Raw genomic sequence first — 12,014 nt, forward strand, 5'->3', positions numbered from 1 at the left:
CGCTGGGAACATCCGCGGTGCCTGCCCGCGCCGTGATCCCGATCACCGCACGGGCCGGGCGGGGCTCAGGCGCCGCCGTCCCCCCGTCCGACCGTCGCCGGTTCCGAGGGCGGCAGGGCATCGGGGTCGCCGCCCCCACCGCCGTCGTCCTGGCCGTTCCCGCCGCCGGATCCCTCGGACTCCGTCCCTTCCGTGGGCTGGCCCGCGTCCTGGTCGTCGCCGCCGTTCGACGGCGACTCGCTCGGCGACTCGCTCGGGGACTCGCTGGGCTCGTCCGACGGCTCCTCGCTCGGCTCCTCGCTCGGCGACTCGCTCGGTTCCTCCGAGGGCGACTCACTGGGTTCCTCGGACGGCTCCTCGCTCGGCTCCTCCGACGGCGGAGGCGGAGGCGGCGTGTAGCTGCGCTCCTGGGTCTCGTTGTCCAAGGTGACCTCCTCCGGGAACTGCAGCATCTCCTGGCCCTCGAGGGACGTGGACATGATGTCGCCCCAGATGGCGGTCGGGTACGTGCCGCCGGTGATGCTCTCCTCCCCGCCGAAGGGCGTCAGCTGATCCGCAGTGGTGCCGTCCTCGGACGGCTGGAACATCCCCACCGCGGTCACCAGCTGCGGCGTGAAGCCGACGAACCAGGCGGAGCGGAAGCTCTCGGAGGTGCCGGTCTTGCCGGCCACCTCTCGCCCGTTCATCACGCCCTGGAGCTCTCGGGCGGAGCCCTCCGTCGGCGGCCCCTGCAGGGCGACGGTCGCGTTGGTGGCGACGTCCTCGTCCAGAACCCGCCGTTCCTCGGATTCGAACTCGTAGCGCGTGGACCCGTCGGGGCGGGTCACGTTCTTGACGATATGCGAGCCGTGGTGCACCCCGCCGGCGGCGATGGTCGAGTACACCTCTCCCATCTCGGTCACGGTCGGCGATGCGGTGCCGAGCACGTTGGAGGCCGCGTCGTCCAAGCCCGGGGTGGTCTCCGGCAGACCCAGCGCGATGGCCGTCTCCTTCGTGCGTCCCGGACCGATCTCGAGATTGACCTCGGAGTACGCCGTGTTGATCGAGTGTGTGGTCGCCTCCTGGAGAGTCACGCGGCCGTAGTCGATGTCCGAGAAGTTCTTGACCGTCCACCCCGGGAAGGACTTCGGCGAATTGCCGTCCCAGCGGGAGTCCAGCGGGTAGCCGTCCTCGAGGGCCGCGATCAGGGTGAAGGTCTTGAAGATCGACCCGGCCTGCATGCGGGCCTGGGTGGCGTCGTTGCGCGGCTGGGTGACGTAGTCCGCCCCGCCGTACATGGCCTTGATCGCTCCCGTGGACGGGTCGATCGTCACGGTGCCGACCTTGTTCTGCTCGGGCCGGTCCTCGGGCAGGTTCTCGATCGCCTGGACGGTGTTCTCCTGGATGGCCGGATCGATCGTGGAGACGATCGTGAAGCCACCGGTGTTGATCTCCTCCTCGGTGAACCCCTGCTCGAGGAGCTCGCTGCGCACCTTCATGAGCAAGTAGCCGTTGGTGCCGCCCAGGGAGTTCTCGTTCCTGGGCTCGATGGTCTCGGGGAACTTCATCGCATCGGCCTCCTCGGCCGTGAGGTACCCGAGATTGACCTGCCGAGAGATGACACGGTCCCAGAGCTGGACGGACTTCTCCTTGTTGTTCGCCGGATCGTAGGCGGAGGGTCCGGGGATGACCGCCACCAGCAGCGCGGCCTCCTCGTCGGTGAGCTCGGAGGCATCCTTGCCGAAGTACGCCTGAGACGCCTCCTGCACGCCGTAGGCACCGCGCCCGAAGTAGATCGTGTTGAGGTATCTCGAGAGGATCTCGTCCTTGCTCAGCTCCTGGTCGATCTTCAGCGCCATCACCGCCTCCTTCGCCTTCCCGATGTAGGAGGTGGTGGTGCCGGTGTAGTAGCGCTCGACATACTGCTGGGTGATGGTGGAGGCGCCCTGCCGGGACCCCCCCGAGAGGTTGTTGACCAGGGCGCGGGCGATACCGCGCGGGGAGACGCCGCGATTCTCGTAGAAGCTGTCGTCCTCGCTGGCCACGACCGCGTCCTTGATGTTCTGCGGGATCTCGTCGGAGGACAGCTCGGTGCGGTTGATCTCGCTGAACGTGCCCATCTCCGTCTCGCCGTCGGAGAAGTAGACGCGGCTGGTCTGTGCCAGGGCGAAATCGGACGGCTCGGGGACCTCGGTGTCGTTGTACAGCCACACGGCGAAGCCGAGACCGGCCAGGACCAGCAGCGCCATCGCGCCGACGATCAGCCGGAGGGAGGGGATCCAACGCCACGGGTTCTTGGCCCCGGCCCGGGGATAGTTCAGGAAGTTGGTCGCCGCCGCCTTCTTGCCCCGGCCCGTCCGCCCGCCATCGGTCCCGGCGCTCCGCGAACCGCCCGCGGCGGCCGTCGTCGCAGCGCCGCTCTTCGCCCCCGGACGCGCGTGACGCGCGTTGACGGAGGTGCGCCCGGCGGCATTCGCCGAGGAGGGCGATGCTGCCGCGGAGGCGCCCGCCCCACCCTGCGCGGCCGTCCGGGAGGTGGACTTCGGGGAGCTGGTTCTGCCGCCCCCTTTCCCGGAAGATCCCTTCGCGGCCGAGCCCGTGGCGGAGGAGCTCTTCGCGGCTCCCCCTGCCGCGGCGGCACCGGTCCCGGAGCTCTTGGCGGTGCGGCTGGTGCCCTTGGGCTCCGGGCCCTTCCCCGCCGGCTTGCCGGAGGATGCGCGGCGCACTCCGGCGGCGCGGCGTGCGCCACCGCTCGCCGGGGTCTTCGATCGTGAGGATCGACCCGACGGGCCACGGGACGAGCGGCGAGAATCGCTCATGACTGCTCCTGGTCCTTCGAGGGGACGGACGAGTGCGCGCCGGAGGGCGGCGCACGGCCTCCCAGTATGATCACGCCTCCCCCTGAGACGGAACGGTCCCGCGTCGAACCACACAGGGTGTGCACGTCTCGTGCGGCCCTGCTCACACGGTCCGGGCGGACGGTCACACGAGGTTCACCCCCGGCGGCGGAGGCACGAGCGGCGGCTCGGCGAGAGCATCGTGCGCTGTGATTCCATCCAGGGACGTGGAGCGCGCCATGGGGTATCGCCGCGTCAGCCGCGCTGACGAGCCTCCCACCAGGTGTTCAGCTCGGCGATGGCTCGCTCCTCGCCGAGCGGGCCGTGCTCCATGCGCAGCTCGAGGAGATGCTTGTACGCCTCGCCCACCTCGCGGCCCGGGGGGATCTGCAGGACCTCCATGATGCGGTTCCCGTCGAGGTCAGGGCGGATCCGGTCGATCTCCTCCTGCTCGGCGAGCTCGTCGATCCGGGCCTCGAGCTCGTCGTAGGCGCGGGCCAGGGTGCGGGACTTGCGCCGATTGCGGGTGGTGACATCGGCCCGGGTGAGCCGGTGCAGGTGCTGGAGGAGGTCTCCGGCGTCCGTGACGTAGCGCCGCACCGCCGAATCGGTCCAGGGCGAGTCGACGTACCCGTGGAAGCGCAGGTGCAGCTCGACCAGACGCGCGACCTTCTTGGTGGTGTCCTTGTCGAAGGTCAGCGCCTTCATCCGCTTCTTCGTCATCTTCGCGCCGACGGTCTCGTGGAAGCGGAAGGTGACCACACCGCCCGCCTCGAAGCGTCGGGTGGCGGGTTTGCCGATGTCGTGGAACAGCGCGGCCAATCGCAGCACCAGGTCCGGGGACTCGCAGGGCCCTCCGGAGCCGACCGGGCTCTCGAGATCGATGGCCTGGTCCAGCACGGTCAGGGTGTGCTGGTAGACGTCCTTGTGGTGATGATGCTCGTCGATCTCGAGGCTCAGCGCCGGCAGCTCCGGCAGCACGTGGATGGCCAGACCCAGCTCGACCAGGAGCTCGAGGCCGCCGCGGGGGTGGGCACCGAGCATGAGCCGTACGAGCTCCTCGCGCACCCGCTCGGCGGAGACGATCGTGATGCGCTCGGCGAGGGACTCGATCGCGTCGGCCGTGGCGTCCTCGATGCGGAATCCCAGCTGGGAGACGAAACGGACCGCGCGCATCATGCGCAGCGGGTCGTCCGTGAAGGACTGAACGGGGCCGACGGGGGTGCGAAGCACCGTGCGCGCGAGGTCGCCGAGCCCGTCGAAGGGATCGACCAGCTCGAGCGAGGGGATCCGCACGGCCATCGCGTTGACGGTGAAATCGCGGCGGGAGAGGTCTCCCTCGAGCGTGTCGCCGTACTGGACCTGCGGCTTGCGGCTGGTGGGGTCGTAGGACTCGGTGCGGTAGGTGGTGATCTCGACCTTCACGCCGTCGCGCATCCCGCCCAGGGTGCCGAACTCGCGGCCCATGTCCCAGATCGCCCCGTCGTGCGTCCACTGCCGCAGGATCACCTCGGTCTCCTCCGGGCGCGCGGAGGTGGTGAAGTCGAGGTCCGCGCTGGAACGGCCCAGCACCGCGTCGCGCACGGGCCCTCCCACCAGGGCGAGCTCGAAGCCGGCGGCCTCGAACCGGCGACCCAGCTCGTGGATCTCCTCGGGCAGAGCCCGGAACATGGACGCGGCCCGGAGGCGGGCGCGCGCGAGCCGGTCGGCGACGGAGGAGGTCTCGTCGGACGGGTCGACGATGTCGAGGGGATCGGGCACGGAGGGTCCTGTCGTGGGTCGAGGGCGGTCAGGCGTGAGACGGACGCGATGTAAGGGTCTCGTGCACCCGGGGGCCCTCTACGGTAGCGGCCGCTTACAGTGTCACCATGCCGTCGTCCCCGCTACCCGTGCGCCCGGTGCTCGCGGCACTGCTGACGGCACTGCTCATGGCCTCATCGGTGCTGGTGGGCGCCTCGGCGACCCTGACCCCGAGCGCTGCGGCCACCGATACCCCCGGTATGGAATCCCCCGCCGCCCCGCCGGAGACGGGCTCCGACGCGCCGGTGAGTATGGATCTGGTCTCCCTCACCCCCACCTCGCTGGCTCCGGGCGGCACCCTGACGGCCGAGGTCGAGGTGACGAACACCTCCTCGGAGCCGCTGCCGGCGGTGGACCTCCAGCTGCGCACCCGCACCTCTCGCGTCACCGACCGCGAGCAGCTCGAGAGCTGGCAGGAGGACACCTCCCCGGACACCTCCGGGGCGGCGCTCGCCGCGTCCGACGAGGTCGACGAGCTCGCTCCCGGGGAGTCCGCGACCTTCACCATCGCGGTGGAGGCCGAGGAGCTCGGCTACTCCGAGGCTCCCTACTTCTGGGGGACCCGTCGCATCTCCCTGACCGTCGTCTCGGGCGAGGATCCGCTGTCGTCCCTGCGCTCCTTCGTGGTGTGGCGCCCGGAGGACGCGACCGCGAGCATCACCCAGTCCGTGCTGCTGCCCGTGGCGGCCCCGGAGCCTGCCGCCGCGGTCACCGATCCCCAGGCGCTCCAGGAGTCCCTCGCCTCCGGACGGCTCGCCGATCAGCAGCAGCTCGCTCTGCGCGACGACGTGGACTGGTGGCTGGACCCGTCCCTGCTGGATCCGCCGCTGCTGCCGGTCGACACCGACGAGGGCAGCGGTGAGGACGCTCAGGACGAGGAGTCCGCGCAGGTGCCGCGCGAGTACGCGCCCGATCCGCAGTCCGAGGAGCTCGCGACCGCGCTCGCGGAGGGGGTCGGGGACCGCACCGTGCTGGCCATGCCCTACGGCCGGGCCGACATGGTCAGCCTGCAGGAGGGGGGCGCCGAGACGATCGCCGCCGTGGCGGCCGAGAAGGGGACGGCGACCTTTGAGGAATCGGGTATCGCCCCGCAGGCCACGGCGCTGGACGTGGAGGGGCCGACGGCCTCCGGCGACACCCTGGACGGGCTGATCGATGCCGGGGCGGCCGCCGCGATCCTGCCGTCGGCCGCCGTGCGGCCGGACCTGCGCGCGAGCGTCACCCCGAGTTCGGTGGGCACGTACGAATCCTCCGACGGCTCCGGGGAGGAGCTGCCGCTGCTGACGCCGGACCCCGTGCTCTCGGACGAGTTCTCCCACCTCACCGCGGACTCCGACACCGAGCAGACCCGTCAGCGCCTGCTCGCCGAGACCGCGACCATCGCCTCCGAGTACGCCACCGCCCCGCGCCATCTGCTGATCTCCCCGGATCCCGACGCCGCGCTGGATCCCGCCGCGGCCGGCGCCACCCTCGACGCCCTCGGGGAGGCCCCGTGGATCTCCCGCGGCCGCACGGGCGACCTGCTGGACGCCGCGGCCGGGCAGGAGACGACCACGGACCCCCGGGCCGAGGGCGACGAGCTCTTCACCCTGGGACGGCTCGGCAGCCGGGACGTGATGCCTGCGGCCCGCACGGAGGACGGCGACTGGGAGCACCTCGAGTCCGCCGCGGACCCCGAGCTGCTCGACCCCGAGGTGCTCGCCTCGCTCGAGGACAGCTGGGGACGACTCGGCACTCTCGCCACGGTGATGGAGGACGACTCCTCCCTGGAGCCGGCGCGGCGGGAGATGCTCGGGGCCGTCTCCATCCGGTGGCGCGGCCATCCCGAGATCCCGGCCCAGCGCGCCGAGGCGGCCGCCGCCCGGGCCGAGGACCTCGAGGGCAGGATCGAAGTGGTCCCCGCCTCCGGGTACAACCTGATTTCCGACTCCGTGGGCGTGCCGATCACCATCTCCAACGGATTGGACACGCCGATCACGGTGCACACGGAGGTCACCTCGGACCGCCCCCTGGTCCAGATCGGCGAGCACGGGGCCGTGGAGGTCCCGGCCCGGGGCCAGGTCGATGCGACCGTCCCGGTCGACGCGGTCGCCAACGGCACCGTCACCCTGACCACGGTGCTGACCACCGAGGACGGCACGGAGCTGACCGAACCGGTCCAGGTGCCGCTGACGGTGAACCCGGCCTGGGAGAACTGGACCACGCTGGTGCTGGTCATCGGCATGGGCGTGCTCGTGGTCGTGGGCGTGGCCCGCGCCCGTCGCACCGGATCCTCCACCCGCGCCCCGGCGGTCCACGGACCCGAGGACCCCGAGGAGCTGGCCCGTACCGGACGCTCGACGCCCGCACCGGAGGCCACCGGCGACACGGACGACGCGGTCGGCGAGGAGGAGCAGCGGATACCGCCCGCTGACGCCGACCCGTCGTCCACCGACGATCCGGACCCCGAGAGCCCGCACGCCGACACCACCGCCGACCGCCCCGAGGAGGACCGCCCGTGAGCACCGCCGGACGCGTCCAGCACGTCCCCCGCCACCGCCGCCACGGCGTCCCCGCCAGCCGCTCGAAGCTGATGCAGGCCAGCGTGGTGATGGCGGCCGGCTCGATGGTCTCGCGCCTGCTGGGCTTCGTCCGCAACTTCATGTTCGGCGTCATCCTGGCGGGCTCCACGTCCTCGGCCGCCAGCGCCTTCAGCGCCGCCAACACCCTGCCCAACACGATCTGGCTCCTGGTGGGCGGCGGCACGCTGAACGCCATCCTGGTGCCCGCGATCGTGCGGGCCGTGAAACGGCCGGATCGCGGCAGCGACTACATCTCGCGCCTGATGACGCTGGTGGCCGTGGTCTCGCTGGGCATCACCCTCGTGTGCATGATCGCGGTCCCGCTGCTGCTGACCGTGACCAGCGGTGTGCTGCCCCCGGAGACCTACGGGCTCGCGGTGCAGCTGGGCTACTGGATGATGCCGCAGGTGTTCTTCTCCGCGCTGTACGTGATGTGCGGGCAGCTGCTGAACGCCCACGACTCCTTCGGGCCGTACCAGTGGGCCCCGGTGCTCAACAATCTCGTGGGCATCCTCGGGGCCGGGATGTTCGTCGCCGCCTGGGGCAAGGTCGGTTCCCCGGCGGACTGGACGCTGCCGATGATCGTCGCGATGGCGGCGATGAACGTCGGCGGCTCGGCCGCGCAGGTCGTGTTCCTGTCCTGGTACGTCAAGAAGCTCGACCTGCGGCTGCGGCCCCGGTGGGGCTTCCGCGGCCTGGGTCTGGGCAAGCTCAGCCGGATCGGTCTGTGGACGCTGGGGATGCTGGGACTGGGGCAGCTGGGCATCTGGGCCTCCCGCTGGGCGACCGGCGGCGCCGTGCGCATGACCCAGCAGCTGAGCGACCAGCCGGAGCAGGCCGCGCGATACCCGGCGCTGCTGACCATGGACTGGGCGTACATGGCGTTCATGATCCCGCAGGGGGTCATCGGGGTGGCTGTCGTCACGGCGGTCTTCCCCGCGATCTCGCGACGGGCGGTCGACGGCGATCACGCCGGCGCCCTGGCCCGGTACGCGGAGACCAACCGCATGCTCGCGGTGCCGATGATGTTGAGCACCGCGGTGTTCATCGCCCTGTCCGGCCCGATCATGTGGGTGATCGGCGGCGGCACCGGCCCGATCGCGGCCCGCGCCAACGGCACCGTGCTGGTCGCCTACGTGCTGGGATTGGTGCCCTTCGCCGCGCTGTACCTGATCAAACGGGTGTTCTACGCCTACGAGGACGCCCGCACCCCCTTCCTCGCGCAGATCCCGATCGCCCTGATCAGCGTCGCAGCGGTCCCGGTCATCCTGACCTCCGTCGATCCGATGTGGGCGACGATGGCCGCGGCCGGCTCGACCAGCCTCGGCAATCTCGTGGCCTGGATCGTCGGCATGTGGCAGCTGCGTCGCCATGCGGCCACCCTGGGCACCACGCCGCCGAGCATCCGCACCGGCGCGATCACGACGGGCAAGCTGCTCGCGGCGACCGTCGCCAGCTGGGCCGTCGGCACCGGGCTGGTGGCCCTGGCCGGGGACCTGATCTGGTGGCACCGGGCCACCGCCGTGCTGCTGGGCGGGGTCGTGGCCGTGGTGATGGCGGCGGTGTTCGCCGCCATCGGCTCGGCGCTGAACGTGGGCGAGATCCGTCAACTGCTCGGTTATGCCCAGCGTGTCGTGACCCGGCTGTCCCGGCGCGGTCGCAGAGTGACCTCGTAGCATGGTGACGCTCGTGAGGGGCGCAGGAGGGCACGACGAGGTAAAGGACGGTCCGTGAACACGATCCCGCAACAGGACGCACTGCGTTCTCGGTGGACCCTGGAGGGGAAGATCCCCCTGTCCGGCATCGCCGACGGTGCCGTGTGGCACCGCGCCCGGACGGTGGCCACCGGGGAGGCCGTCATCCTGTTCATCGTGCGGGGCGAGGCGGCCCTCGAGGCCGCCGACGCCGTCCGGCGCGCCTATCTGGTCGAAGACCCGCACCTGCTGCCGGTCCGCGAGATCGTCGTGCTCGACGACCCGCGCGAGACCGACGAGGGCACGCCCGCCCAGGACGGTCCGACGACGATCGTGGAATACCCGCTGCCGCCCGCCCCGCCGCTGGCGGCGCTGCTGAGCAAGGCGCCCCTGCATCCGGAGACGGCACGCTCGATCATCGGCGAGGCCGCGACCGGCCTCGAGGTGGCCCGTCGGCGCGGCGTGCGCCACCAGCTGCTGGACTCCAACCGACTGTTCGTCGACACCCGCACCGGTGCCGTCGTGGTGCTCGGAGTCGGCGTCGAGGCGGCTGCCCACATCGGGCTGGACCGGTCACGGGAGACCGCGTCGTTCCAGGACACCGCCGCACTGGTCGCGCTGCTGTACCGGATCCTGACCGGTCGCAGCCCGCAGCACGATGCCTCCGGTGTCGTGCCGCGGCCGAGCACCGTCGTGGACACGGAGATCCCGCAGGATCTCGACCTGCTGTGCGACCTGGTGCTCAATGAGTCGGCCGACGACATCCCCGAGACCACCCGCGGGCTGATCGCTGCGCTGGAACCCTGGCAGTCCATCCCGGTCACCCTCGAGGCCTACCCGCAACCGATCCCGCCCGGTCGCCCCGCTCCCGGAACGTCCTCCGCGGCGACGACGGCGGGCGCTGCAGCACTCGCGGCGGAACCTGCGCCATCAACGGGCTCAGCGCCGTCGGCGGGCTCGGCACCGTCGGCGGACGCAGCGCCGTCCGAGCAGCTGCCGGAGGAGGACACGATCGCGCGACCACCGGCGGCGACCGCCGCTGCGGTCGGCGCGGTCGGGGCCGCCGGTACCGCCGGAGCCCTGGGGATCGTCGGGGCCGCCGAGGCGGCGAACGGCTCCGGGCAGCGCGCCGAGCAGGACGACGCAGAGCATGCCACCGCGCAACGGGCCGGGGAGGAGGAGTCTGCTCGCCGTTCCGCGGAGGCCCAGGCCATCGTGCACGACCTCCACCTCGACGAGAAGCGTGCGACCAGCCCGTTCCCCGGCCACCTCGACATCAGTGCGCCGGAACCGACACCGCGCACGACGGGCGATGAACCGCCCCGGGCGGCTCCCGGGGCGACGGGCACCTCCGACGGAGCCGGCGCCTCCGGAGCAGCCGTCGGTGCAGCTGCCGCAGGAGGCGCGGCCGCTGTCGGGGCGGGAGCCGCCGCCGTCTCCTCCGGGTCGGACTCCGCCGACGTCCCCGCCCGCACCGCGGGAACCCGGTGGCCACTCGCCCCGTCCTCTCCCGGAACCGCCGCCTCGAGCCCCTCCGCGGCCACGGCCGGTCCCCGCACCCCGGCGGAGACGCAGACCCCGTCGCAGACTCCGCGGGGAGACTCCGCGGCGGATCCTGCGGACGTGACCGGTCGCGGCGAACCGGTCGCCCCCGTCGCCGCTGCCGGCCCGATCGTGGTCCACGGACGCGGACGCTCCTCCTGGAACGACGACCCCGCGGAGAGCACGGTCGCCGCGTCCAGGAGCTCGCTGCTGCGGGACGTGGTCAGCGTGGCCGTCGACCACGATGATCCCGACAGCTATGCCTGGGGGCCGCAGCAGCCCGAGGAGCGCTCCCGCCAGTCGCAGTGGATCATCGCCGGTGCCGTGCTGTTGACCATCATCGCCGCCGTCTTCGCCGTGACCACCGCGACCTCCGGGCTGCGCGACCGGATGGCCGATCCGTTGGACACCTCTGCGGCACCTGCACCGACGGAGACGGAGACCGGCGAGGCCCCCGTCGAGCCGACCGCCGAGAACACGGAGGAGCCCGAGCTGCCGTCCCCGGAGCTCGACGGCGTCGAGCTGTCCTCCCACGGCGGCGGGGATCCCGATCACACCGACCAGCAGGACCGGCTCACCGACGGAGATCCCAGCACCTACTGGTCCACCCAGCACTACGCGAGCCCGGACTTCGGGGGCCTGAAGGACGGCGTCGGCATCCGGATCGATCTCGCGGAGAAGTCGGAGCTGTCCGCCGTCACGGTCACGACCGCCCGCAACACCGGCGGCACCCTGGAGCTGCGCACCGTGAACGAGGACGGATCTCCTGGCGACGTCCTCGCCTCCGGGGAGTTCGCGGGGGACAGCGAGGTGCGACTGGAGCCCGACGAACCCGTCGAGACCGGCCAGGTCATGGTGTACATCCCCGAACTTCCCCCGGACAGCGATGAGGCGGGGCGGTTCCGTGCCCGGATCGCGGAGATCAGCGTCGAATGACCCCCGAGGCGCCTCGCGACCCCGAGCGGCCGACGGCGACCCCTGCCCTGCATCGCCTCCGCCGACTGCCCGCGCGGTGGCTCGATCGGGGAGGATCCCGGCGCCGGCCGACCGCGCGTCCGCACGCATCCGCGGTGCTCGGCATCCCGATCCCGCTCCTGCTGACCGCTCTGGTTCTCGCCGCCCTGCTCGGTCTGCTGCTCTCGGTGACGCTGGAGGCGTCGACGGGGAACCGCTCCTACAGCGTCTCCTCGTCGGTCGAGCAGGACTCGGGCGCCGGGAAGAATTCCTCGGGTCTGCCCGTTGTGACGGAGGCGAGCTTGGGCACCGAGGTGCAGAGACTCGTCGACTCCGGCATGATCCAGCCGCCGACGAGCTTCGACGCCACCGCGTGCCTGCGGGCGCTGGGAGTCCAGGATTCGGTTCTGATCATGGAGGAGGTCGCATGGAGTGCCGACGAGAGCCGTGCCTGGCTGCTCGTGCACGGTCCCATGGACCGCGAGACCCTGCGCGCGAACGGTGGCACGGTCTCCGCCTCGGTGGTCCGCCAGGACTGCGGCTCCGGCACGGCGGACGGCACCGACCCGGCCGAGAGCCGACTGTGGGCCGGTGAGGTCATGATCGGCTCCCTATGAGATCACCCCGATTCCCGAGACCACCCGCCC

6 protein-coding genes are annotated in these 12,014 nt (G+C 71.7%); 4 read left to right on the forward strand and 2 right to left on the reverse strand.

What is annotated here, in order from left to right; all coding sequences use genetic code 11:
• Positions 1–65: 65 nt before the first annotated feature.
• Both BH708_RS13295 and BH708_RS13300 read right to left on the reverse strand, forming a co-directional pair.
• A complete protein-coding gene (locus BH708_RS13295) occupies positions 66–2,798 on the reverse strand; it encodes a transglycosylase domain-containing protein (RefSeq protein ID WP_083713586.1) in 2,733 nt (910 codons plus the stop codon).
• A 273-nt stretch (positions 2,799–3,071) separates the two neighbouring features.
• Entirely contained in the window at positions 3,072–4,487 is a 1,416-nt protein-coding gene (locus BH708_RS13300; protein WP_253705575.1) for a CCA tRNA nucleotidyltransferase, read from the reverse strand.
• A 197-nt stretch (positions 4,488–4,684) separates the two neighbouring features.
• Here BH708_RS13300 and BH708_RS13310 point away from each other — a divergent pair, with 197 nt between their 5' ends.
• The 4 genes from BH708_RS13310 to BH708_RS13325 all read left to right on the forward strand — a co-directional run bounded on the left by BH708_RS13310 (position 4,685) and on the right by BH708_RS13325 (position 11,984).
• Positions 4,685–7,117 carry a DUF6049 family protein gene (locus BH708_RS13310; protein ID WP_157235954.1) on the forward strand — a complete coding sequence of 811 codons (2,433 nt, stop codon included), beginning with the start codon at positions 4,685–4,687 and terminating at the stop codon, positions 7,115–7,117.
• Positions 7,114–8,853, forward strand: a complete 1,740-nt coding sequence (gene murJ, locus BH708_RS13315) for a murein biosynthesis integral membrane protein MurJ (RefSeq protein ID WP_076809372.1) — start codon at positions 7,114–7,116, stop codon at positions 8,851–8,853. The genes BH708_RS13310 and murJ overlap by 4 nt, the downstream gene beginning before the upstream one ends.
• Positions 8,854–8,907: 54 nt before the next feature.
• Positions 8,908–11,349: a hypothetical protein gene (locus tag BH708_RS20510; RefSeq protein ID WP_076809374.1), complete on the forward strand. Its 2,442-nt coding sequence runs from the start codon at positions 8,908–8,910 to the stop codon at positions 11,347–11,349.
• A gap of 134 nt (positions 11,350–11,483) precedes the next feature.
• Positions 11,484–11,984, forward strand: a complete 501-nt coding sequence (locus BH708_RS13325) for a hypothetical protein (protein ID WP_253705325.1) — start codon at positions 11,484–11,486, stop codon at positions 11,982–11,984.
• Positions 11,985–12,014 lie beyond the last annotated feature (30 nt).

Source organism: Brachybacterium sp. P6-10-X1, assembly GCF_001969445.1.
GTDB lineage: Bacteria > Actinomycetota > Actinomycetes > Actinomycetales > Dermabacteraceae > Brachybacterium.